Origin of the sequence: Pseudomonas sp. lyk4-R2A-8 (genome assembly GCF_030209095.1) — a bacterium.
In the GTDB taxonomy this organism is placed as follows: Bacteria; Pseudomonadota; Gammaproteobacteria; order Pseudomonadales; family Pseudomonadaceae; genus Aquipseudomonas; species Aquipseudomonas quebecensis.
Genome location: NZ_JARVSS010000012.1, coordinates 1 through 22,166, shown reverse-complemented (window position 1 = coordinate 22,166; position 22,166 = coordinate 1). Strand labels below are relative to the sequence as shown.

Below are 22,166 nucleotides of genomic sequence, written 5' to 3'. Positions count from 1 at the left end.
TCAACTTGACTCAAAACCAGGCGATCACGCCAGTTTTAACTTCACCCTTGTAGACCGTCCTGCCCACCCCCATATTGGGGCGACTGACGCGTGAAGGAATCCAACTTGAGCGAACTTCTCAACCGCCGCCTGGCCCTGCTCGGCAAGCGCGAACACCTCTCCCTGCTAGAGCAGTGCCTGCACGGCATCGAGCGCGAATGCCTACGTGTCACAGGTGAAGGTCGCCTGGCGCAGACGCCGCACCCCGAAGCCCTGGGCGCTGCGTTGACCCACGAGCAGATCACCACCGATTATTCGGAGTCGCTGCTGGAGTTCATCACGCCAGCCTTGCCCAACCCGGCCGACACCCTGAGCAGCCTGGAAAAAATCCACCGCTTTGCCTACACCAAGCTGGGCAGCGAATACCTGTGGAGCCCCTCGATGCCGTGCCCGTTGCCGGCCGAGGAAGATATTCCGATTGCCTACTACGGCACCTCCAATATCGGACAGCTCAAGTATGTGTACCGCAAGGGCCTGGCGCTGCGTTACGGCAAGACCATGCAGTGCATCGCCGGAATCCATTACAACTTCTCGCTGCCGGAAAAATTATGGCCGCTGCTCAAGGAAGCCGAAGGCTTTGTCGGCACCGACCGCGAATTCCAGTCCGATGCGTATATCGCGCTGATCCGTAATTTCCGCCGCTACAGCTGGCTGTTGATGTACCTGTTCGGTGCCTCGCCGGCCCTGGATGCGGGGTTCCTTCGCGGTCGCTCGCACCAGTTGGAAGCGCTCGACGCCGACACCCTCTATCTGCCTTACGCCACCAGCCTGCGCATGAGTGACCTGGGTTACCAGAGTAACGCTCAGGCCGGCCTGACGCCGTGCTACAACGACCTGGCCAGTTACACCGACAGTCTGCGCAAAGCGGTGGCAACGCCTTACGCGCCGTACGTCGAAATCGGCACGCACAAGGACGGTGAGTGGGTACAACTCAACACCAACATCCTGCAGATCGAAAACGAGTACTACTCCAATATCCGCCCCAAGCGCGTGACCTACACCGGCGAACGGCCGATCCAGGCACTGATGGCGCGGGGCATCCAGTACATCGAAGTGCGCTGCCTGGACATCAACCCCTTCCTGCCGATGGGCATCGACCTGCCGGAGTCGCGGTTCCTCGACGCGTTCCTGTTGTACTGCGCGCTCAATGACAGCCCGCTGTTCGCCAACAACGAATGTGGCAACGCTACTTCCAACTTCCTCAGCGTGGTCAAGGAAGGTCGCCGCCCAGGCCTGCAATTGCAGCGTCAGGGCCAGGCCGTGGACATGAAGGAATGGGCCGCCGAGTTGCTGGAACAGATCGCGCCGCTGGCCGCCCTGCTCGATGAAAGCCACGGCATCACCGAACACAGCCAGGCGCTGGACGCCCAGTTGGCCAAGGTCAAGGACCCGTCCCTGACGCCGTCAGCGCAGGTGCTGGCGGCGATGGCCGAGCGCAAAGAGAGTTTCGCGCAGTTCTCCCTGCACCAGAGCGAGCTGCATGCCGAGTATTTCCGCAAAGAGCCGCTGGCGGCCGAGGAACAGGCACGTTTTGAAGAACTGGCGCGCGCGTCGCTGGCACAGCAGGCTGAGCTGGAGCAGAACGAAGTGGGCGATTTTGATGTGTTTGTCGGGTCGTACCAGGCGAGCATTCTCGCCATCAGCAACTAACTGAAGCCGAACCCGGCGCAAAATGTGAGAGGGGGATTGCCCCCTCCCCACATTTGCCCTCATCCATCTCCAGCCTCGCCTCAACCTTTCGCCCATAAGCTAATTCGAAAATGTTATTTATTTTCGAATTCTTAGATCATTTAGTCTCCTCACACGCCGACCCTCGGCCGCCTGATTGAGGAGCTTCCCCTTGAAACTGTTAACCCCTCTGCGCCTCCTGGCCGCGTTGTCCCTGGCCGGTGCCAGCCTGTTCGCCCAGGCGGCGGATGTGACCATCGCTTAACAGACCACCGTAGACCCGGCCAAAGTTGCCCAGGCCGACGGCGCGTATGAAAAAGCCACCAACGCCAAGATCGACTGGCGCAAATTCGACAACGGCGCCGACATCATCGCCGCCATCGCCTCCGGCGACGTACAGATCGGTTACCTCGGCTCCAGCCCGCTGACCGCTGCGATCACACGCAAGGTGCCGGTGCAGACTTTTCTCGTTGCCACCCAGATCGGCGGCGCCGAAGCGCTGGTGGCGCGCAATGGTTCCGGGATCAACGGCCCCCAGGACCTGATCGGCAAGAAAGTCGCTGTGCCCTTCGTTTCCACCGGCCACTACAGCCTGTTGGCCGCGTTGAAGCACTGGAACATCGACCCGTCGAAAGTGACCATCCTGAACCTGGCCCCGCCGGCGATCATCGCGGCCTGGAAGCGCGGTGATATCGACGCCACTTACGTATGGGACCCAGCCCTGGGCGTGGCCAAGGAGAACGGCAAGGTGCTGATCACTTCCGGCGAACTGGCCAAGCTCGGCGCGCCGACTTTCGATGCGTGGATCGTGCGCAAGGATTTTGCCCAGAAGCACCCGGAAATCGTCACGGCCTTCGCCAAGGTCACGCTGGACGCCTACGCGGCGTACCGCAAAGACCCGCAGGCCTGGCTGGCCGACACGAGCAACATCGACAAACTGGTGAAGCTTTCCGGGGCCAAGGCCAGTGACATCCCGCTGCTGTTGCAAGGCAACGTCTACCCGCTGGCCGCTGACCAGGTGAGCCTGCTCGGCGCACCGACCACCCAGGCTGTGACCGATACGGCGGTGTTCCTCAAGGAACAAGGCAAAGTCGACGCCGTGCTGCCGGACTACGCCCCCTACATCAGCGCCCAGTACATCACTCACTGACCCGGGAGTTCATCGCGATGGCCTTGCTACAACTGGAGCGCATCAGCGCACAGTACCCAGGCGCCCCAACACCGGTGCTGGCGGATATTTCACTTGAGCTCGGCCCCCGGCAATTGCTGGTGGCTCTCGGCCCGTCCGGCAGCGGCAAGACTTCGCTGTTAAACCTGATTGCCGGTTTCGTCGAACCCAGCGCTGGCCGCATCACTCTGGACGGCGCAGTGGTCAAGGGCCCAAGCGCCGAACGCGGCGTGGTGTTCCAGGACGACGCCTTGTTGCCCTGGCAGGACGTGCTGGCCAACGTCGGTTTCGGCCTCGAGCTGGCCGGCGTGGCCAAGGCGCAACGCGAAGTGCGCGCACGGGAAATGCTGGCATTGGTGGACCTGGCCGGTTTCGATAATCGCCGCATCTGGCAGCTCTCCGGTGGGCAGAAGCAACGCGTCGGCCTCGCCCGTGCGTTGGCGGCCGATCCGCGCGTGCTGCTGATGGACGAGCCGTTCGGCGCGCTGGATGCCTTCACGCGCGAACAAATGCAGGAATTGCTACTGCAAGTCTGGCGGCGCACGGCCAAGCCGGTGTTCCTGATTACCCATGACATCGAAGAGGCGGTGTTCCTCGCCACTGACCTGATCCTGCTGGCGCCCAATCCCGGCCACATCGTCGAACGCTTGCACCTGGACTTCGGCCAACGCTACGCCGCCGGTGAATCGGCGCGGGCGATCAAGTCCGATCCACGCTTTATCGAAACCCGCGAACACGTACTGGGCAAGGTGTTCTCCCAACGGCAGGTATCCGTATGAGCAGCTATGAACTCCCTGTCACCACCAGCCAGCCGGCGCCACACAGGGTTATCCCGCTGCGTCGTAGCCTGAGTACGCGCTGGATCAGTGTATTGACCCTGTTCGTCTTGCTGGCCGCCTGGTGGGCCGTCACCGCCAGCGGCATGATTGAGCCGCTGTTTCTGCCGCCGCCATCCGCCGTGCTGCAAAAAGGGTGGTTGCTGGCAACCAGCGGCTACATGGACTCAACGTTGTGGCAGCATCTGGCCGCAAGCCTGGGGCGCATCGGGCTGGGGCTGGGTTTCGCGGTGCTGACCGCCGTGCCCGTAGGCATCGCCATCGGCGCCAACCGCATCGCCCGGGGCATCCTCGATCCGGTGATCGAATTCTATCGGCCGATCCCGCCCCTGGCTTATCTGCCGTTAATCGTAATCTGGTGCGGCATTGGCGAGCTTTCCAAGGTGCTGCTGATCTACCTGGCGATTTTTGCACCGATCGCCATCGCCACCGCGACCGGCGTGCGCACCGTCGACCCGGCCAAGCTGCGCGCCGCGCAATCGTTGGGCGCGAGCCGTGCCCAGCTGATTCGCCACGTGATCCTGCCCAGCGCCCTGCCCGACATCCTCACCGGAGTGCGCATCGGCCTGGGCGTGGGTTGGTCGACGCTGGTCGCCGCTGAACTGATCGCGGCCACCAGTGGCCTGGGGTTCATGGTGCAGTCGGCGGCGCAGTTCCTGGTCACCGATGTGGTGGTGCTGGGGATTCTGGTAATCGCCCTGATCGCCTTCGCCATGGAAATGGGCCTGCGTGCCCTGCAGCGTAAATGGGTGCCCTGGCATGGCCAGGCACATTGAGTGATGAGAACCATGAGCAACCTCACCGTAACCCCCTTGAGCACCGCCCTGGGCGCCCAGATCAGTGGTGTCGACATCACCCGGCCGTTGAGCCCTGAACAGCGCGACGCCATCGAGCAGGCATTGCTCACTCACTCGGTGCTGTTCTTTCGAGACCAGCCGATCACCCCTGCACAACAAGCGCGATTCGCGGCGAATTTCGGCGACCTGCACATTCACCCGATCTACCCCAACGTGCCGGAACAGCCCGAAGTGCTGGTGCTCGACACCGCCGTCACCGACGTACGCGACAACGCCGTGTGGCACACCGACGTGACCTTCCTGCCCACTCCGGCGCTCGGCGCCGTACTCAGTGCCAAGCTGCTGCCGGCATTTGGCGGCGACACATTATGGGCCAGCGGCATTGCAGCTTATGAAGCGTTGTCGGAACCGCTGAAAATGCTGCTGAATGGCCTCACCGCGACCCACGATTTCATCCAGTCCTTCCCGCTGGAACGCTTTGGCAACAGCGCCGAAGACCTGGCGCGCTGGGAAGCAGCCCGCAGGAAAAACCCGCCGCTGTCGCACCCGGTCGTGCGTACGCATCCGGTCAGCGGGCGTAAGTCGCTGTTTGTCAATGAAGGGTTCACCACTCGGATCAATGAACTTGAGCCGGCAGAGAGCGAAGCAATCCTCAAGCTGCTGTTTGCCCACGCCACACGGCCGGAGTTCACCCTCCGCTGGCGCTGGCAGGAGAACGACGTGGCGTTCTGGGACAATCGCGTCACCCAGCACTACGCAGTGGACGATTACCGGCCGCAGCGGCGCGTGATGCACCGGGCGACGATCCTCGGGGACGTGCCGTTCTGAACCACACATATCAAAGTGGGAGGGGCTTGCCCCCTCTCACATTGATCAGGTTGAACCTGATTACTCAGCGGTAGATGGCTTTTCCCACAAGTTAATCCCGCCTTCCTGTGCAAACCGATCGATCTGCGCCAGTTCTTCCGCGCTGAAGCTCAGGTTCTTCAACGCACCGACGTTTTCGATGATCTGCTCCGGACGGCTCGCGCCGATCAGCGCACTGGTCACCCGTGGATCGCGCAGGGTCCAGGCCAACGCCATTTGTGCCAGGCTCTGGCCACGGCGCTGGGCAATTTCGTTCAGCGCACGCACGTGGGCAATGTTGCTTTCCGACAGGTGCCTGGCCTGCAACGAACCGCCACCTGGGCGGTTGACCCGTGCGTCGGCGGGTACGCCGTTGAGGTACTTGTCAGTGAGTAAACCCTGAGCCAGCGGCGTGAAGGCGATTACCCCGGCGCCGAGTTCTTCGGTCGTATCCAGCAGGTCTTTTTCCACCCAGCGGTTGAGCAGGTTGTAGGCCGGTTGGTGGATCAACAGCGGTACTTTCCATTCTTTGAGCAACGCGGCCATCTCGCGGGTTTTGACCCCGGAGTAGGACGAAATGCCGATATACAGCGCCTTGCCCTGTTGCACGGCGGTGGCCAGCGCGCTGGCGGTTTCTTCCAGCGGCGTGTCGGCGTCGAAGCGGTGGGAGTAGAAGATGTCCACGTAATCCACGCCCAGGCGTTGCAGGCTCTGGTCGAGGCTGGCCAGTACGTATTTGCGCGAACCGCCGCCCTGGCCATAGGGGCCGGGCCACATGTCCCAGCCGGCTTTGCTGGAGATGATCAGTTCGTCACGGTAATGCTTGAAGTCTTCGCGCAGCAGACGGCCGAAATTGATCTCGGCGCTGCCGTAGGGCGGGCCGTAGTTGTTGGCCAGGTCAAAGTGGTTGATGCCCAGGTCGAATGCGGTACGCAGCAAGGCGCGCTGGGTGTCGATCGGGGTGCTGTCGCCAAAGTTGTGCCACAGCCCCAGGGACAGTGCCGGGAGCACCAGGCCACTGCGGCCTACACGGCGATACGGAAGCGTTTCATAGCGGTTTTCGGCAGCAATATAAGTCATCGAATCCTCTCTTGGAGTAGGGCTAATAAGGTCTGGGAATAAGGCTATTCCCAGACCTTTGAGCAGCTGAATCGCTTAACTTCGCCTTTTCCGTTTTACAGCAAAGTCCTACCCGAGAGGAACAACCTGACGCGGCGTGATCGGCACGCGTCAGGCGACGCAAGCCTCTTCTCTAGCGCACCAAGTGCAGGAACTGCAGATGACGCTCGTACTGGTCGAGGATGTCGTTGATGATCTGCTCCTTGGTGTAGCCCACCAGGTCGTAGTCCTGGCTGCCTTCGCTCAAGTGCACCTCGGCCCGGTAATAGCGACGGTTGTTGATCGCTTTCTTGCCCATGCCACCCAGGGCAAACGACGGCGTGAAGTACCCGCGCATCTGCACCTGATAGACAAACGGACGCTCCTCGCCGTGGCCGATTTCCAGGCTGACGCTGTCGTTGGCCGGGTCCGGTTGGGTCACGACGTTCAGGCCCTTCTCGACAAACACCGCGGTCACTTCTTCGATGGCCGGGCGCACGGTCGATTCGAGGAAACGGTACACCTCATCACGCGACGGAAAATGCACGGCCTGGCTCAAGCGTTGACGCCAACCGCCACGGCCCTTGCGTGACGCAGAGATCGGCGCCAGCGAATGCAACTGGGCGATCTGCTTTTGCGACTCCATGTAGAACGCCTTGTGCAGCCCCCACATCATCAGCAGCAGAATCAGCGAGAACGGCAAAGAGGTCAGTACCACCGCCGACTTGAGCGAGTCGATACTGCCGGCGAACAGCAACGCACTGGTCACCAGTGCCGTCATCGCGCCCCAGAACACCCGCAGCCACTTCGGCCCATCTTCGTCGGCGTTGCCGCCCTTGGACGACAGCGTCGACAGCACCACAGTGCCGGAATCGGCCGAGGTGACGAAGAACACAAAGCTGATAAACACCGTGACGGCGATCACGGTCTTGCTCCACGGATAGGTTTCAAGCAGCAGGTAGAGACTCATCGATGGGTTGTCGATGGCCGACTGACCGAGCGCCGCCATGCCGTGGTTGAGCACTTGGTCGATGGCACTGTTGCCGAAGATCGACATCCACGCCAGGGTAAAACCCAGCGGGATCAGCAGCACACCGAACACGAATTCACGGATGGTGCGGCCACGGGAAATCCGCGCGATAAACAGGCCCACGAACGGCGACCATGCGATCCACCAGGCCCAGTAGAACACCGTCCAACCGCCCAGCCAGTCGCTGGGTTTGTTGTAGGCGTAGACGTCGAAGCTCTTGGTCGGCAGGGCGCCGAGGTAGTCGCCGATGTTCTGGATCAGGGTGTTGAGCAAGTGCTGGGTAGGGCCGGCAAACAACACGAACAGCAGCAACGCACAGGCCAGCAGCATGTTGATGTCGGACATCACCCGCACGCCCTTGTCCACGCCGGCGATGGCCACCAGGATCGCAGCGCCCATCATCAGGGTGATCAAACCAACCTGGATCCACTGGGTGTGGGCGATGCCGAACAGGTAGTCCAGGCCGGAGTTGAGATGCAACACGCCGAAACCCATGTCGGCGCCCAGGCCGAACACCGTGGCGATGATGCCAAAGCCATCCACCGCATAACCGATGGGGCCGTTGATGCGCTTGCCGATCAGCGGGTACAGCGCCGAACGCAACGCCAGCGGCAGGTTATGCCGGTAGGCGAAGTACGCCAGGGCCATGCCGACGAAGGCGAACACGCCCCAGCCATGCAGGCCCCAATGCAGGAACAGCACCTGCATGGCCTGGCGCGCGGCGTCGGCGTTCATCGGTGCGCCCTGGGGCGGTTGCACCAGGTGCGTCAACGGCTCGGACACGCAGAAGAAAAACAGCGTAATGCTGATACCGGCGGCGAACAGCATGCCGGCCCAGGACAAGTAACTGAATTCGGGCTCGTCGTGGTCGGCACCGAGTTTTATCTTGCCGTAGCCCGATAACGCGGTGACCACCACGAAGACCAGATACAGGGTCATCGCCAGCATGTAGTACCAGCCGACCGTGTTGGCCGCCCAGTTTTGCGCCGCCAGCAGCCAGGCACCGGCCTGTTGCGGAATAGCGATGACGGTGATGCCGAACAGCAGAATGAAGGTCGCGGCAAAGTAGAAAACGGGCGCATTCATGCGCACCAGGCCGCTGGAAGGGGTAGACGATGCACTCATGAGCGATGCACCCCTGGGATGTGAAATGTGGCTGGGAAAAACAGACTCAGCAAAGGTAAGCCTCCTGTTGTGAGCGGGCAGCGAACCACCGGTTTAACTTGAACGAACGTTCAAGTTAAACATGAATAGGTGGTTTGGGACTAATCGCAGGGCTGAGCGGTATGACGGGTGAGCACGGGAAATCGTTCAGCGACGGCTGACCGAAATATGGCCCCGGTGTGGAATACAGTCAGGGCTACCCCCCGATGACGGTGGGACAGCCGGTGTATCTGTTGCTGACAGGCGGCTTGTAGTGAGCCTCCTCCCACAGATGACCGGTGCAGGCGCTCTACTTCTGTGCCCCATCATCATGCTGCAGATTCGCCTGGGTAATGTTCGCCCCAGCCGGCACATTGCGGGTCAGCCACACATTGCCGCCGATAGTCGAGCCCTTGCCGATGGTGATGCGCCCCAGGATCGTCGCCCCGGCGTAGATCACGACGTCATCCTCGACGATCGGGTGGCGCGGGTGGCCTTTTTGCAGCTGCCCATCTTCATCCGCCGGGAAACGCTTGGCCCCCAGCGTCACCGCCTGGTAGATACGCACGCGTTCGCCGATGATCGCGGTCTCGCCGATCACCACGCCCGTACCGTGGTCGATAAAGAAACTCGGGCCGATCTGCGCGCCGGGGTGGATATCGATACCGGTGGCCGAATGGGCGATTTCCGCGCTGATGCGTGCCAGCAACGGCAAACCGGCGCGGTACAAATGGTGCGCGAGGCGATGGTGAATCACCGCCAGGATCCCCGGGTAGCACAGCAGCACTTCATCCACACTGCGCGCAGCCGGGTCGCCGTGGTAGGCAGCCAGTACGTCGGTGTCCAGCAGGCTGCGCAGGGCCGGCAAGGCCAGGGCGAACCCCTGGATCAGGCGGATGGCATGGGCATCGATTTGACTGTCATCCTGGCCGCCCTGGCGCGCGGCGTAGCGCAGTTCCAGGCGCGCCTGGGCAAGCAGGGCATTGAGGGCCACATCGAGGGTATGGCCGACGTAGAAGTCTTCACTTTCTTCACGCAGGTCCGCCGGCCCGAGGCGCATCGGAAACAGCGCGCCGCACAACGATTCAAGAATCTGCGCTACCGCTTCACGCGACGGCAACTCACGCCCACCATGCTCGCCGCTCAGGCGGCCATTGCGGGTACGCCACTGGTCGCGGGCACCGCGCAGTTGGCTGACGATGGTCTGCAATTGCCAATGGCTGGAACGCTCACTCACGGTTGTCACTCCTGACGAAATGGCCATCACTTTACGGCATGGGCACCGGCCTCCATTAAGAACCAATGGTGTGATGCTCATAACCATCAGACATAAGCGATTGACGGTTGCCCGTTCAAAAGTGCCTGCCTATAGTCGACCCATTACTTCGCCATCGTGTTTAACCATGATCAAACAACAGCTCGACCGTTTTAACCGCCTGGAACTGCTGGGCGGCGCCACCGCCCTGGAAAAACTCGAACGGCTGTCGGCGTGGCTGGGCCGGGACATCTACGTCAAGCGCGACGACACCACGCCGCTGGCCATGGGCGGCAACAAGCTGCGCAAACTCGAATACCTGGCCGCCGATGCCCTCGCCCAGGGCGCTGACACTCTGGTAACGGCCGGCGCGATCCAGTCCAACCATGTGCGCCAGACCGCCGCCCTCGCCGCCAGGCTCGGCCTCGGTTGCGTCGCCCTGTTGGAAAACCCCACCGGCACCGACGATCCGAACTACCTGGGCAACGGCAATCGCCTGCTGCTGGAGTTGTTCGACGCCAAGGTGGAATTAGTGGAAAACCTCGATCATGTCGACGAGCAGCTCAACGCCCTGGCCGACCGCCTGCGCAGCAACGGCAGGAAGCCATACCTGGTGCCCATCGGTGGCTCCAATGCGTTGGGCGCGCTGGGCTACGTGCGCGCGGGGCTGGAGCTGGCCGCGCAGATTGAAGACAGCGGCATCGACTTCGCCGCCGTAGTGCTCGCCTCAGGCAGCGCCGGTACGCACAGCGGTCTGGCGCTGGCCTTGGGCGAAGTATTGCCTCAGCTGCCGGTAATCGGCGTGACCGTCTCCCGCACCGACGAAGCTCAGCGTCCCAAAGTGCAAGGCCTGGCCGAACGCACCGCCGAGCTGCTGGGCGTGGGCCTGCCCGAGGCGTTCAAGGTGATCCTGTGGGATGAATACTTCGCCCCGCGCTACGGCGAGCCGAATGCAGGCACATTGGCCGCGATCAAACTATTGGCCAGTCAGGAAGGTCTGTTGCTCGACCCGGTCTACACCGGCAAGGCCATGGCGGGTTTGCTCGACGGTATCGGGCGTCAGCGCTTTGAAGACGGGCCGATTATCTTCCTGCACACCGGCGGCGCGCCGGCGCTGTTTGCCTATGACTCGGTGTTCAACTGAGTGGGAGGGGGCTTGCCCCCTCCCACATTAGAAGCAGTTGATATTCCAAAAAAGAATATGAGTTTGCATTTATATTATTTTCAAGTCTTAAAAACCGGCTTTATAGTCGCGCCGCAGGCGAAGACGCGCTTCGCGCTTTAAGGCAGGATACGCCTACTGCGTCACCTGCTTCGCTCACCATAAAAAACACAGGGGCTCTTCATGACTATTTCCGCATTCCGTCGCACGTTACTGGTTGGCACGCTGGGTCTGGCACTCGGTGCCGGTTGGCTGGGCCAGGCCGTGGCCGGCGAACAATTGGCCAATATCAAGAAGGCTGGCGAGATCAAGATCGGCCTGGAAGGTACTTACCCACCCTTCAGTTTCCAGGATGAAAGCGGCAAGCTCAGCGGTTTCGAGGTGGAACTGTCCGAAGCCCTGGCCAAGCAGCTGGGCGTGAAGGTCAAGCTGCAGGCCACGCCGTGGGACGGCATCCTCGCTGCCCTGGAATCCAAGCGCCTGGATGCGGTGGTCAACCAGGTCACCATCTCTGAAGAGCGCAAGAAAAAGTACGATTTCTCCAAGCCCTACACCGTTTCCGGGATCCAGGCGCTGGTTCTGACAAAGAATGTGGACAGCATCAAGACCGCCGACGACCTGGCCGGCAAGAAAGTCGGCGTAGGCTTGGGCACCAACTACGAACAATGGCTCAAGGACAACCAACCCAAAGCCATCATCAAGACCTATAACGACGACCCGACCAAGTTCCAGGACCTGCGTATCGGCCGCATTGACGCGATCCTGATCGACCGCCTCGCCGCGCTGGAATATGCCAAAAAAGCCCCGGACACCGCCGCTGCCGGCGACGCATTCTCGCGCCAGGAGTCCGGCATTGCCCTGCGCAAGGGCGAGCCTGAACTGCTGGAGGCAGTGAACAAGGCCCTCGACCAGCTGCGCGCCGACGGCACCTTGAAGAAGCTGTCCGAGAAGTACTTCAACGCTGACGTCACTCAATAATGGAAGCAGGCTTCCAACTCGCGCTCGACTCCGCGCCCTTTCTGCTCAAGGGCGCGTATTACACGGTAATCCTGAGCCTGGGCGGCATGTTCTTCGGCCTGCTGCTGGGCTTTGGCCTGGCCTTGATGCGCCTGTCGCGCTTCTTTGCGGTACGAGGGATTGCCCGGGTCTACGTGTCGTTTTTTCGCGGTACGCCGTTGCTGGTGCAGCTGTTCCTGATCTACTACGGCTTGCCGCAAGTGGGCATCGAGCTGGATCCGATCCCGGCGGCCATGATCGGCTTCTCGCTGAACATGGCTGCCTACGCCTGTGAAATCCTGCGTGCCGCCATCGGCTCCATCGAGCGCGGCCAGTGGGAAGCCGCGGCCAGTATCGGCATGACCCGCGCGCAGACCCTGCGCCGGGCCATCCTGCCGCAGGCCATGCGCACGGCACTGCCACCGTTGGGCAACAGCTTTATTTCGCTGGTCAAGGACACGGCGCTGGCCGCTACCATTCAGGTGCCCGAGCTGTTTCGCCAGGCGCAACTGGTGTCGGCGCGCACCTTCGAAATCTTCACCATGTATCTTTCCGCTGCGCTGATCTACTGGATCCTGGCCAGCATCCTGGCGCATTTTCAAAACCGCCTGGAAGCCCGGGTCAACCGGCATGACCTGGAGTCCTGAAGCATGATCGTGGTTGAAAAACTGACCAAACAATTCAACGGTCAGGTGGTGCTCGCCGGCATCGACCTGGAGGTCAAGGAAGGCGAAGTCATCGCTATCATCGGCCCCAGCGGTTCCGGCAAGACCACCTTCCTGCGTTGCCTCAACTTTCTGGAAACTCCCACCAGCGGGCGCATCAAGGTGGGCGATATCGAGATCGACGGCAGCCGGCCGATCAACCAGCAACAAAGTCTGGTACGTCGTCTGCGCCAGCATGTGGGCTTTGTGTTCCAGAGCTTCAACCTGTTCCCGCACCGCACCGCGCTGGAAAACGTGATCGAAGGCCCTACCGTGGTCAAGAAAATGCCCCACGATGCCGCGGTGGCGCTGGGCCGCAGGTTGCTGGCCCGGGTCGGGTTGGCGGGCAAGGAAGACGCCTACCCACGGCGCCTGTCCGGCGGCCAGCAACAGCGCGTGGCAATTGCCCGTGCGCTGGCCATGGAGCCGGAGGTAATCCTGTTCGACGAACCCACCTCAGCGCTGGACCCGGAGCTGGTCGGCGAAGTGCTGGCGACCATCCGCAGCCTGGCCGAAGAAAAGCGCACCATGGTCATCGTCACCCACGAAATGAGCTTTGCCCGGGATGTGGCCAACCGCGTGATCTTTTTCGATAAGGGCGTGATCGTGGAGCAAGGCGAAGCCAAGGCGCTGTTCGCCAACCCCAAGGAAGAACGCACGCGGCAGTTCCTGAGCAAGTTTCTCGCTCACTGACCCTGCCTCTTGTGGCGAGGGCCCAGCGCCCTCGCCACAGCCCGCTGTTCCTACAGGAACGCCTCGTCAAGCCGTGTAAAACGCTGCGGTTGATGCCACCGAAAACACCCTCCGCAGTCAGACCCTTCTGAATATTCTAAAACCCGCGGTTTAGCCTTTTGCCGCCATTGACGCTCCTTGGCCAACCCTCTTATCTAGGCCCCAGAGGATTGGATCCTATCCCGGCTATTTATTGAATCGTGCCTTTCAGCCCTGCCGCGCACCCGCGCCAAGGGGCCGGAACGATTGCTGCTGGCTGCATCAAGGAGATGACTTATGACTTCCACGCTCACCGCCCCAACGCTGCCCCAGGCCAACCGATATGGCATCAATGCACGGGCGGCCACTCAGTTGCAGGTTGCCATCGCGCCGTACCTCGGCATGGACGAAGGTGACCTGATCGAATTGTTCTGGAACAGCTGCTTTGCCGCCTCAAGGCGAATCACCGCCTGCAAGGTCGGCGCGCCCACACACCTGCGGGTGCCGGAAAGTTTCGTGCAGGACGGCCTGGCGCAGGTGTATTACCAGGTTATGCAGATCGGCCACGGCCCGGCGCGCTCGGCCGTGACGCAGGTGCGCGTCAAAACCAACGTCCCAGGCGGCCAGCCCGCCGCGTTATACAGCGACGAGAACCAGAACCTGGCCCCGGTCGGCCTGCCCGAGACCATCCGCCGCTACGGCGTCAACAGCCGTCAGGTGCACCGTGGCGTGCCCCTGACCATCGAGCCGTACCTGAACATGACCGCAGGCGACGCCATCACCCTGCGCTGGGGCGACGTGCGCATGGACTTGCCCAAAATACCGGCACGCGACATTGGCCGGGCCGTGCACGTGTGGGTGCCGGCCACGGTGATCGCCGAGGCCGGCGACGACTGTCGGCTCGAGGTGACGTATTGCGTGCTGGACCGCGTCGGCAACAATTCGCGCTGGGCGCCCGCGCGCACGCTGCGCATCGCCGCGTCGGCGCCGTCACGCCCGACCCGGGCCGCCACACCCTATCGCCCAAGGCCGCTCGGCTCCCCCTGCGAGCCAGGGTGAATGCCTTCTATGTATATTCCTAAAAGTTAGTTTATTTAAATATTTAACAAGCTTAGGGTATATACACCGGACCACCGGACATCTCTGAATTTCTGTTTTTATTTCATTGAATGCGAGGTCGGTATGGTCAGAATTACCCCGGTGCGCAACGCCAGGGCATTGCGTGCAGCCAAGGAGCGGCGCTGATGTCTAACTTGGCTCTTACACCCCCTGTCACTCATCCGGATGTCGCGCCTCTGTTGTTGCCGGCCGTGGTGCTGCGCAACGACGCAGAAGCGCTCGACGCCGCCCGCGAGTTGGCCCAGGCCGCGCGCCTGCAGGCCGCCACGCGCGACCAGCAACGCAAACTGCCCTGGGCGCAGATCGAGCAGTTCACCCGCAGCGGGCTGGGCAGCATTTCCATTCCCCGCGAGTACGGCGGCCCGCAGGTGTCCTTTGTGACCCTGGCCGAGGTGTTCGCGATTATCAGCGCGGCCGACCCGGCGCTCGGCCAGATCCCGCAGAACCATTTCGGCATCCTGCACCTGCTGCAGAACACGGCCACTGAGCGTCAGAAAAAGCAATTGTTCCAGAGCGTGCTCGACGGCTGGCGCATCGGCAACGGCGGCCCGGAACGCGGCACCAGAAATACCCTGGAGCTCAAGGCACGCCTCACCGCCCAAGGCGACGGCTATGTCGTCAGCGGCCAGAAGTTCTACTCCACCGGCGCGCTGTTTGCCCATTGGGTCGCGATCAAGGCGCTCAACGACGACGGCAAGCAAGTCATGGCGTTTGTGCGCCGTGGCAGCGAAGGGCTGCGCATTGTGGATGACTGGTCCGGCTTCGGCCAACGCACTACCGCCAGCGGCACGGTGTTGCTCGATCAAGTCCCTGTGAACGCCGACCTGGTGGTGGACAACTGGCGCCTCGGCCAGAGCCCGAACGTCCAGGGGGCAGTCTCGCAATTGATCCAGGCCGCCATCGACGCCGGTATTGCACGCGGTGCGTTGGAAGACACCATCGCTTTCGTGCGTGAGCGCTCGCGCCCGTGGATCGACGCCAAGGTCGAACGCGCCAGCGATGACCCCTACGTGATTGCCGATATCGGCAAACTGAAAATCGAGCTGCACGCCGCCGAAGCCTTGCTGCGCAAGGCCGGCCAGGTGCTCGACCAGGTCAGCGCCGCGCCGATCACCGCGCAGTCGGCGGCACGTGCGTCGATTGCCGTGGCCGAAGCCAAGGTGCTGACCACCGAAGTGTCGCTGCTGGTCAGCGAAAAGCTCTTCGAACTGGCCGGCAGCCGCGCCACCCTCGCCGAATTCAACCTCGACCGCCACTGGCGTAACGCCCGCGTGCACACCCTGCATGACCCGGTGCGCTGGAAGTATCACGCGGTCGGCGCTTATCGCCTCAACGGCACCCTGCCCGCTCGGCACTCCTGGATTTAACCGACCAGACGTCTGGAGACCTCTATGCCTTTCTCTACCAACGTCGCGGTGATCACCAGCGACGAACAGGCCCTTGTTGTAGCCAGTGACCTGGCCGAGGACCTTCGCCGCGACAGCGCCCAGCGCGACCGCGAACGCCGTCTGCCGTGGCCCGAGCTGGACGCGTTTTCGCGCTCCGGGCTGTGGGGCATCAGTGTGCCCAAAGCCTACGGCGGTGCCGACGTGTCCAACGTGACCCTGGCCAAGGTCATCGCGCTGATCGCCCAGGCCGATGCGTCCCTGGGACAGATTCCGCAGAACCATTTCTATGCCCTGCAAGTGCTGCGCGTAAATGGCAGCGCCGCCCAGCAACAACGTCTCTACGCCGAGGTACTCGCCGGCCAGCGTTTCGGCAATGCGCTGGCCGAACTGGGGACTAAAACAGCCCACGACCGCGTGACCTCCCTGACCCGCGACGGCGACGGTTTTCGCATCAATGGGCGCAAGTTCTACGCCACCGGCGCGCTCTACGCCCAACGCATTCCCACCTCGGTGGTGGACGAGCACGGCGTGCAGCAACTGGCCTTTGTGCCCCGCGACAGCCAGGGCCTGAATGTGATCGACGACTGGAGCGGTTTCGGCCAGCGCACCACCGGCAGTGGCTCGGTGGTGTTCGATAACGTGTGGGTCGCGGCGCAGGACGTGGTGCCGTTCCAGAGCGCCTTCGAGCGCCCGACCACCGTGGGCCCGCTGGCGCAGATCCTGCACGCCGCCATCGACACCGGCATCGCCCGCGCCGCTTTTGAAGATGCGCTGCACTTTGTGCGCACCAAGACCCGCCCGTGGATCGACGCCACCAGCGACAAGGCCAGCGAAGACCCGCTGACCCTGAAAAGCTTCGGCCACTTGAGCGTGCGTCTGCATGCCACCGAAGCTCTGTTGGAGCGCGCCGGCGAATACCTCGACCGCGCCCAGGCCGACAGCAACGCCGAACACGTCGCGGCCGCCTCGATTGCGGTGGCCGAAGTGCGCGCCTTGAGCACCGAGATTTCCCTCGCCGCCGGCAGCACCTTGTTCGAGCTGGCGGGCAGCCAGGCGACCCTGGCCGAACACGGCCTGGACCGCCACTGGCGCAACGCCAGAGTGCACACCCTGCACGACCCGGTGCGCTGGAAGTATCACGCGGTCGGCAATTACTACCTCAACGACGCCAACCCGCCACTGCGGGGGACGATCTGATGAGCAAAAAGAAAATCCTGCTCAATGCCTTCAACATGAACTGCATCGGGCACATCAACCACGGCCTGTGGACCCATCCTCGGGACACCTCGACCCAGTACAAAACCCTCTCCTACTGGACCGATCTCGCGCAGACCCTGGAACGCGGGTTGTTCGATGGGTTGTTCATCGCCGATATCGTCGGCGTGTACGACGTCTACCAGCAATCGGTCGATGTGCCGCTCAAGGAGTCGATTCAACTGCCGGTCAACGACCCGCTGCTGCTGGTCTCGGCGATGGCGGCGGTCACCCGCCACCTGGGTTTCGGCCTGACCGCCAACCTCACTTACGAGCCGCCGTATCTGTTCGCCCGGCGCATGTCCACCCTCGATCACCTGAGCAATGGCCGGGTGGGCTGGAACATCGTCACCGGCTACCTGGACAGTGCCGCCAAGGCCATGGGCCTCACTGAACAAGTTGAGCATGACCGTCGCTACGACCAGGCCGATGAGTACCTGCAGGTGCTCTACAAGCTGTGGGAAGGCAGCTGGGAGGACGACGCTGTGCTCAACGACCCGCAGCAACGCGTCTACGCGCAGCCGGGCAAGGTGCACAAGGTCGAGCACCACGGCGAGTTCTACCAGGTGGAGGGTTACCACCTGTGCGAACCGTCGCCGCAGCGCACGCCGGTGCTGTTCCAGGCCGGCAGTTCCGAGCGCGGCCTGGCGTTCGCGGGGCAACATGCCGAATGCGTGTTCATCAGCGGGCAGAACAAAGCCGCGACCAAGGTGCAGGTCGACAAAGTGCGCGCCAGCGCGCTCAAGGCCGGACGCACCCCCGAGGACATCAAGGTGTTCATGGGTATCAATGTGATCGTCGGCGCCACCGAGGCCCTGGCCTGGGAGAAACACGCCGAGTACCTGAGCTACGCCAGCGCGGAAGCGGGCGTGGCGCACTTTTCGGCCTCCACCGGCATCGACTTTTCCCGCTACGAACTGGACGAACCGATCCAGTACGTGAAGAGCAACGCCATTCAATCGGCCACCAAAACCCTGCAAAACAACGACTGGACCCGGCGCAAGTTACTGGACCAGCACGCGCTCGGCGGGCGTTACATCACCCTGGTCGGTTCGCCCCAACAGGTGGCTGACGAGCTGGAATCGTGGATCAGCGAAACCGGCCTGGATGGCTTCAACCTCACACGCATCGTGACCCCGGAAAGCTACGTCGATTTCATCGATCTGGTGGTGCCGGAACTGCAGCGGCGCGGGTCGTACAAGACTGAATATGAGCAAGGAACGTTAAGAGAAAAAGTCTTCCAAGGCAGCGCCCGTCTACCCGAACACCACACCGGTTCCACCTACCGCCACTGAACAAAAAAATGTGGATCTGTACGTTTGTACAAATACCTTATGACTGGAAATCGACCATGAAAAAAATACTGCTCTCCCACCCAGTCAAAGCACTGGCCCTGGCCTTCGGGCTGTTCAGTTCGACGCTGTTCGCCGCCGAGGCGCCGCTGAAAGTCGGCACCACCGCAGCCTTCGCGATTCCGCTGGAAGCCGCCGTGGCCGAAGCCGGCAAGCAAGGCTTGAAGGTTGAGCTGGTGGAGTTCACCGACTGGATCGCGCCCAATGTGAGCCTGGCGGCCGGCGATATCGACGTAAATTACTTCCAGCACATCCCGTTCCTGGAAAACGCCAAGGCCGCCGCCGGGTTTGACCTGGTGCCGTACGCACCGGGGATCATCAACAACGTCGGGCTGTATTCGAAAAAGTACAAAAGCTTCAACGACCTGCCACAAGGCGCCAGCGTGGCGATCGCCAATGACCCGATCAACAGTGGCCGCGGTTTGCAATTGCTGGCCAAAGCCGGGCTGATCACCCTCAAGCCGGGCGTGGGCTACAAGGCCACTGAAGAAGACATCGTCGCCAACCCGAAAAACATCAAGATCCTGCAAGTGGAAGCCGTGCAGTTGGTGCGCGCCTATGACGATGCGGACCTGGTGCAGGGCTACCCGGCCTATATTCGCTTGTCGAAAACCTTCGATGCCGAGTCGGCCCTGCTGTTCGACGGCCTTGACCACCCCGAATACGTGATTCAGTTCGTGGTCCAGCCCAAGAGCAAAACCGACCCACGGGTGATCAAGTTCGTCGATATCTACCAGCATTCGCCGGTGGTGCGCGCCGCGCTGGATAAATCCCTCGGCAAGCTCTACCAAGTCGGTTGGGAGGGCTGAGTATGACCGCCGCCCACGCTCAACGGCGCGACCTCGCGGTGCCGCCCAGGGACGCCGAGCACACCGAATTGCATCCGGACCTGAACCGCGCCCATGTGCGCTTCATCAACCTGGGCAAGACCTACGACGGTACGGTGCATGCGCTGCAAGGCATCGACCTGGCGATCCAGCGCGGCGAAGTGTTCGGCATCATCGGCCGCAGCGGCGCCGGTAAGTCGTCGCTGATCCGCACCATCAATCGCCTGGAACAGCCCAGCAGCGGGCGCGTGCTGATTGATCAGGTGGACATCGGCGACTTCGACGAAGACCACCTAGTGGCGCTGCGGCGGCGCATCGGCATGATCTTTCAGCATTTCAACCTGATGTCGGCCAAGACCGTGTGGCAAAACGTCGAGCTGCCGCTCAAGGTGGCCGGTGTACCGAAGCTGCAGCGCGAGCAGAAGGTGCGCGAATTGCTCGAACTGGTGGGGCTGAACGACAAACACCAGGCCTACCCCGCGCAGCTCTCCGGCGGGCAGAAACAACGGGTGGGCATCGCCCGCGCGCTGGTGCATGACCCGCAGATCCTGCTGTGCGACGAGGCCACCTCGGCCCTCGACCCGGAAACCACCCAGTCGATCCTTGGCCTGCTGCGCGAGATCAACCGACGCCTGGGCCTGACCATCGTGCTGATCACCCACGAGATGGCGGTGATTCGCGAGATCTGTGACCGCGTGGTGGTGCTGGAACACGGACGCATCGTCGAGCAAGGCCCGGTGTGGAAGGTGTTCGGCGATCCGCAGCACGAGGTCAGCAAAACCCTGTTGGCGCCCCTGCAGCAAGGCTTGCCGCCGGAGCTGCAAGCGCGTCTGCAGGACCTGCCGACCTTAGCCGAGGCGGCCGTGGTGCTGCGCGTGCAATTTACCGGCAGTGCCACCGACGAACCGGACCTGGCCGCGCTGTTCAGCGCACTGGGCGGCCGTGTGCGCTTGCTGCATGGCGGCGTGGAACGCATTCAGGGCCACGCCCTGGGGCAACTGCTGCTGGCGGTGAGTGGCTCGGACCACGGCGCCGATGCCTTGCGCCAGCGCGCCGGGCGCTTTGCACAACAGGTGGAGGTATTGGGTTATGTGGCTTGATCGTTTAGTGCAGGGCGCCCTCGACACGCTGTTGATGGTCGGCGTGTCCTCGCTGATCGCCTTGCTGGTGGGGATTCCGCTGGCGGTGTTCCTGGTGACCAGCGACAAGGGCGGCATCTACCAGGCACCCGCGTTGAACCGGGCGCTCGGGGCGTTCGTCAATCTGTTCCGCTCGATTCCGTTCCTGATCCTGATGGTGGCGCTGATCCCGTTTACCCGGCTGATCGTCGGCACCACCTACGGTGTATGGGCGGCGGTGGTGCCGCTGACCATCGCCGCCACGCCGTTTTTTGCACGGATCGCCGAGGTGAGCCTGCGCGAAGTCGACCACGGCCTGATCGAAGCCGCCCAGGCCATGGGCTGCCGGCGCCGGCACATCATCTGGCATGTGCTGTTGCCTGAAGCATTGCCGGGGATCGTCGGCGGTTTCACCATCACTCTGGTAACCATGATCAATTCCTCGGCGATGGCCGGCGCAATCGGTGCCGGCGGGCTGGGCGACATCGCGTACCGCTATGGCTACCAGCGTTTCGACACGCAGATCATGCTCACGGTGATCGTGCTGCTGGTGGTGCTGGTGGCGGTGATTCAGGTGGGCGGCGATCGCCTGGCACGGGTGTTGAACAAGCGGTGAGGTATAGTCGGGACCTTTCAGTGCCCGGTATCGCTCGCCATGACGCTCAAACCCGACGACCTCGACCAGATCACTTCCACCACCCTGGGCCACTACAACACAGTGGCCGAGGACTTTCGCGAAGGCACCCGCGACCACGACGTGAGCCAGAACATCGACGCCTTGCTGCGGCATATCCAGGGCACGCCGCCGTTTACCGTGCTGGATTTCGGCTGCGGGCCGGGTCGTGATCTACAAACGTTTACGCGCCTGGGCCACATCGCCGTAGGGCTCGACGGCTCCGAACGTTTCGCGCAGATGGCACGCGAGGACAGCGGCTGCGAAGTGCTGCAACAAGACTTCCTCAAGCTGCAACTGCCCGCCGCGCGCTTCGACGGCATCTTCGCCAATGCGGTGCTGTTTCATATCCCCAAACAGGAATTGCCCCGGGTACTCAAGCAGCTGCATGCCGCGCTGAAACCGGGTGGCGTGCTGTTCAGCTCCAACCCGCGCGGTGACAACCAGGAAGGCTGGAACGGACCGCGCTACGGGTCGTATCACGACCTGGAGGCGTGGCAGACGTTGCTGACCAGTGCAGGGTTTGTGGAGCTGGAACATTACTACCGCCCGGCGGGGCTGCCCCGTGAGCAACAGCCTTGGTTGGCCAGCGTATGGCGCAGGCCTGAATAGAAGCCTGGCAATAAGGGGCATACTCCGATAGCGGTGGATCAGATGGAGCCTCCGGGAATGCAGCCCGTGATGCTCCGCGTCGCCCGTGCACGGTGACCAAAACCTGCGGCGCCTGGCGGGACGCGGAGCGTCCCAAGCAGCATTCCCACGCAGAGCGTGGGAACGATCAGCGCGCGCCATTCAACCCGCATCAAGATCGTTCCCACGCTCCCGCGTGGGAATGCAGCCCGTGACGCTCCGCGTCACCTGTGCGCAATAGCTAAAACCTGCAGCGCTTGGCGGGACGCGGAGCGTCCCAAGAGGCATTCCCACGCAGAGTGAACTGACCCCCAAAGGTTGGACACAACCTTTGGGGGCGTCATGGGTAAGT

General features: G+C 62.4%; 19 protein-coding genes and 1 pseudogene. 17 read left to right on the top strand and 3 right to left on the bottom strand.

Annotated elements, in window-relative coordinates:
* The first annotated feature begins 105 nt into the window (after positions 1-105).
* The 5 genes and pseudogenes from gshA to tauD all read left to right on the top strand — a co-directional run bounded on the left by gshA (position 106) and on the right by tauD (position 5,336).
* Positions 106-1,689 (top strand): glutamate--cysteine ligase, encoded by a 1,584-nt coding sequence (gene gshA, locus QRN10_RS13635; RefSeq protein WP_181081034.1) that lies wholly within the window; start codon positions 106-108, stop codon positions 1,687-1,689.
* A 190-nt stretch (positions 1,690-1,879) separates the two neighbouring features.
* Positions 1,880-2,857 (top strand): annotated as a pseudogene (gene tauA, locus QRN10_RS13630) (taurine ABC transporter substrate-binding protein).
* Positions 2,858-2,874: 17 nt separating this feature from the next.
* Positions 2,875-3,654, top strand: coding sequence for a taurine ABC transporter ATP-binding subunit (gene tauB / locus QRN10_RS13625; protein WP_181081036.1), 780 nt, complete (start codon positions 2,875-2,877; stop codon positions 3,652-3,654).
* On the top strand, positions 3,651-4,487 hold the full coding sequence (gene tauC, locus QRN10_RS13620; RefSeq protein ID WP_181081037.1) for a taurine ABC transporter permease TauC: 837 nt from the start codon (positions 3,651-3,653) through the stop codon (positions 4,485-4,487). The genes tauB and tauC overlap by 4 nt, the downstream gene beginning before the upstream one ends.
* A 12-nt stretch (positions 4,488-4,499) precedes the next feature.
* Positions 4,500-5,336 (top strand): taurine dioxygenase, encoded by an 837-nt coding sequence (tauD, locus tag QRN10_RS13615; protein ID WP_181081038.1) that lies wholly within the window; start codon positions 4,500-4,502, stop codon positions 5,334-5,336.
* A gap of 60 nt (positions 5,337-5,396) precedes the next feature.
* Here tauD and mgrA read toward each other — a convergent pair whose 3' ends face one another.
* The 3 genes from mgrA to epsC form a co-directional block, all read right to left on the bottom strand.
* Positions 5,397-6,434 (bottom strand): L-glyceraldehyde 3-phosphate reductase, encoded by a 1,038-nt coding sequence (mgrA, locus tag QRN10_RS13610; protein WP_181081041.1) that lies wholly within the window; start codon positions 6,432-6,434, stop codon positions 5,397-5,399.
* Between the two features lie 172 nt (positions 6,435-6,606).
* Positions 6,607-8,568: a choline transporter BetT gene (gene betT, locus QRN10_RS13605; protein WP_266247446.1), complete on the bottom strand. Its 1,962-nt coding sequence runs from the start codon at positions 8,566-8,568 to the stop codon at positions 6,607-6,609.
* A 367-nt stretch (positions 8,569-8,935) separates the two neighbouring features.
* Entirely contained in the window at positions 8,936-9,862 is a 927-nt protein-coding gene (epsC, locus tag QRN10_RS13600) for a serine O-acetyltransferase EpsC (protein ID WP_253509955.1), read from the bottom strand.
* Positions 9,863-10,028: 166 nt separating this feature from the next.
* Between epsC and QRN10_RS13595 the strand changes: the two genes are divergently transcribed.
* The 12 genes from QRN10_RS13595 (at position 10,029) to QRN10_RS13540 (ending at position 21,796) form a co-directional block, all read left to right on the top strand.
* The gene (locus QRN10_RS13595; protein ID WP_181081043.1) at positions 10,029-11,024 is read left to right on the top strand and encodes a D-cysteine desulfhydrase; all 996 of its coding nucleotides are present in this window, start codon (positions 10,029-10,031) and stop codon (positions 11,022-11,024) included.
* 201 nt (positions 11,025-11,225) lie between these two features.
* Positions 11,226-12,020, top strand: coding sequence for a cystine ABC transporter substrate-binding protein (gene tcyJ / locus QRN10_RS13590; RefSeq protein WP_181081044.1), 795 nt, complete (start codon positions 11,226-11,228; stop codon positions 12,018-12,020).
* Positions 12,020-12,685 (top strand): cystine ABC transporter permease, encoded by a 666-nt coding sequence (tcyL, locus tag QRN10_RS13585; protein WP_181081045.1) that lies wholly within the window; start codon positions 12,020-12,022, stop codon positions 12,683-12,685. The genes tcyJ and tcyL overlap by 1 nt, the downstream gene beginning before the upstream one ends.
* A gap of 3 nt (positions 12,686-12,688) precedes the next feature.
* Positions 12,689-13,435 carry an L-cystine ABC transporter ATP-binding protein TcyN gene (gene tcyN / locus QRN10_RS13580; protein ID WP_266245416.1) on the top strand — a complete coding sequence of 249 codons (747 nt, stop codon included), beginning with the start codon at positions 12,689-12,691 and terminating at the stop codon, positions 13,433-13,435.
* A gap of 315 nt (positions 13,436-13,750) precedes the next feature.
* Positions 13,751-14,512 carry a hypothetical protein gene (locus QRN10_RS13575; protein WP_285428550.1) on the top strand — a complete coding sequence of 254 codons (762 nt, stop codon included), beginning with the start codon at positions 13,751-13,753 and terminating at the stop codon, positions 14,510-14,512.
* A gap of 185 nt (positions 14,513-14,697) precedes the next feature.
* Complete coding sequence (locus tag QRN10_RS13570; RefSeq protein WP_285428549.1) at positions 14,698-15,939, top strand: SfnB family sulfur acquisition oxidoreductase; 1,242 nt, start codon at positions 14,698-14,700, stop codon at positions 15,937-15,939.
* A gap of 24 nt (positions 15,940-15,963) precedes the next feature.
* Positions 15,964-17,157, top strand: coding sequence for an SfnB family sulfur acquisition oxidoreductase (locus QRN10_RS13565; protein ID WP_285428548.1), 1,194 nt, complete (start codon positions 15,964-15,966; stop codon positions 17,155-17,157).
* Positions 17,157-18,509, top strand: a complete 1,353-nt coding sequence (locus QRN10_RS13560) for an LLM class flavin-dependent oxidoreductase (RefSeq protein WP_285428547.1) — start codon at positions 17,157-17,159, stop codon at positions 18,507-18,509. The genes QRN10_RS13565 and QRN10_RS13560 overlap by 1 nt, the downstream gene beginning before the upstream one ends.
* Positions 18,510-18,565: 56 nt before the next feature.
* Positions 18,566-19,375: a MetQ/NlpA family ABC transporter substrate-binding protein gene (locus QRN10_RS13555; protein WP_181081051.1), complete on the top strand. Its 810-nt coding sequence runs from the start codon at positions 18,566-18,568 to the stop codon at positions 19,373-19,375.
* 2 nt (positions 19,376-19,377) lie between these two features.
* A complete protein-coding gene (locus QRN10_RS13550) occupies positions 19,378-20,493 on the top strand; it encodes a methionine ABC transporter ATP-binding protein (protein ID WP_285428546.1) in 1,116 nt (371 codons plus the stop codon).
* Positions 20,483-21,127: a methionine ABC transporter permease gene (locus tag QRN10_RS13545; protein ID WP_181081053.1), complete on the top strand. Its 645-nt coding sequence runs from the start codon at positions 20,483-20,485 to the stop codon at positions 21,125-21,127. Before QRN10_RS13550 ends, QRN10_RS13545 begins: the two co-directional genes overlap by 11 nt.
* 39 nt (positions 21,128-21,166) lie before the next feature.
* Positions 21,167-21,796 carry a class I SAM-dependent methyltransferase gene (locus QRN10_RS13540; RefSeq protein ID WP_253509948.1) on the top strand — a complete coding sequence of 210 codons (630 nt, stop codon included), beginning with the start codon at positions 21,167-21,169 and terminating at the stop codon, positions 21,794-21,796.
* The last annotated feature ends 370 nt before the right edge of the window (positions 21,797-22,166 follow it).

Coding starts and splice junctions, on each gene's coding strand:
- tauB (WP_181081036.1), top strand. CDS start 2,875: ATGGCCTTGCTACAACTGGAGCGCATCAGCGCACAGTACCCAGGCGCC.
- tauC (WP_181081037.1), top strand. CDS start 3,651: ATGAGCAGCTATGAACTCCCTGTCACCACCAGCCAGCCGGCGCCACAC.
- tauD (WP_181081038.1), top strand. CDS start 4,500: ATGAGCAACCTCACCGTAACCCCCTTGAGCACCGCCCTGGGCGCCCAG.
- mgrA (WP_181081041.1), bottom strand. CDS start 6,434: ATGACTTATATTGCTGCCGAAAACCGCTATGAAACGCTTCCGTATCGC.
- betT (WP_266247446.1), bottom strand. CDS start 8,568: ATGAATGCGCCCGTTTTCTACTTTGCCGCGACCTTCATTCTGCTGTTC.
- QRN10_RS13595 (WP_181081043.1), top strand. CDS start 10,029: ATGATCAAACAACAGCTCGACCGTTTTAACCGCCTGGAACTGCTGGGC.
- tcyJ (WP_181081044.1), top strand. CDS start 11,226: ATGACTATTTCCGCATTCCGTCGCACGTTACTGGTTGGCACGCTGGGT.
- tcyL (WP_181081045.1), top strand. CDS start 12,020: ATGGAAGCAGGCTTCCAACTCGCGCTCGACTCCGCGCCCTTTCTGCTC.
- tcyN (WP_266245416.1), top strand. CDS start 12,689: ATGATCGTGGTTGAAAAACTGACCAAACAATTCAACGGTCAGGTGGTG.
- QRN10_RS13575 (WP_285428550.1), top strand. CDS start 13,751: ATGACTTCCACGCTCACCGCCCCAACGCTGCCCCAGGCCAACCGATAT.
- QRN10_RS13570 (WP_285428549.1), top strand. CDS start 14,698: ATGTCTAACTTGGCTCTTACACCCCCTGTCACTCATCCGGATGTCGCG.
- QRN10_RS13565 (WP_285428548.1), top strand. CDS start 15,964: ATGCCTTTCTCTACCAACGTCGCGGTGATCACCAGCGACGAACAGGCC.
- QRN10_RS13560 (WP_285428547.1), top strand. CDS start 17,157: ATGAGCAAAAAGAAAATCCTGCTCAATGCCTTCAACATGAACTGCATC.
- QRN10_RS13555 (WP_181081051.1), top strand. CDS start 18,566: ATGAAAAAAATACTGCTCTCCCACCCAGTCAAAGCACTGGCCCTGGCC.
- QRN10_RS13550 (WP_285428546.1), top strand. CDS start 19,378: ATGACCGCCGCCCACGCTCAACGGCGCGACCTCGCGGTGCCGCCCAGG.
- QRN10_RS13545 (WP_181081053.1), top strand. CDS start 20,483: ATGTGGCTTGATCGTTTAGTGCAGGGCGCCCTCGACACGCTGTTGATG.
- QRN10_RS13540 (WP_253509948.1), top strand. CDS start 21,167: ATGACGCTCAAACCCGACGACCTCGACCAGATCACTTCCACCACCCTG.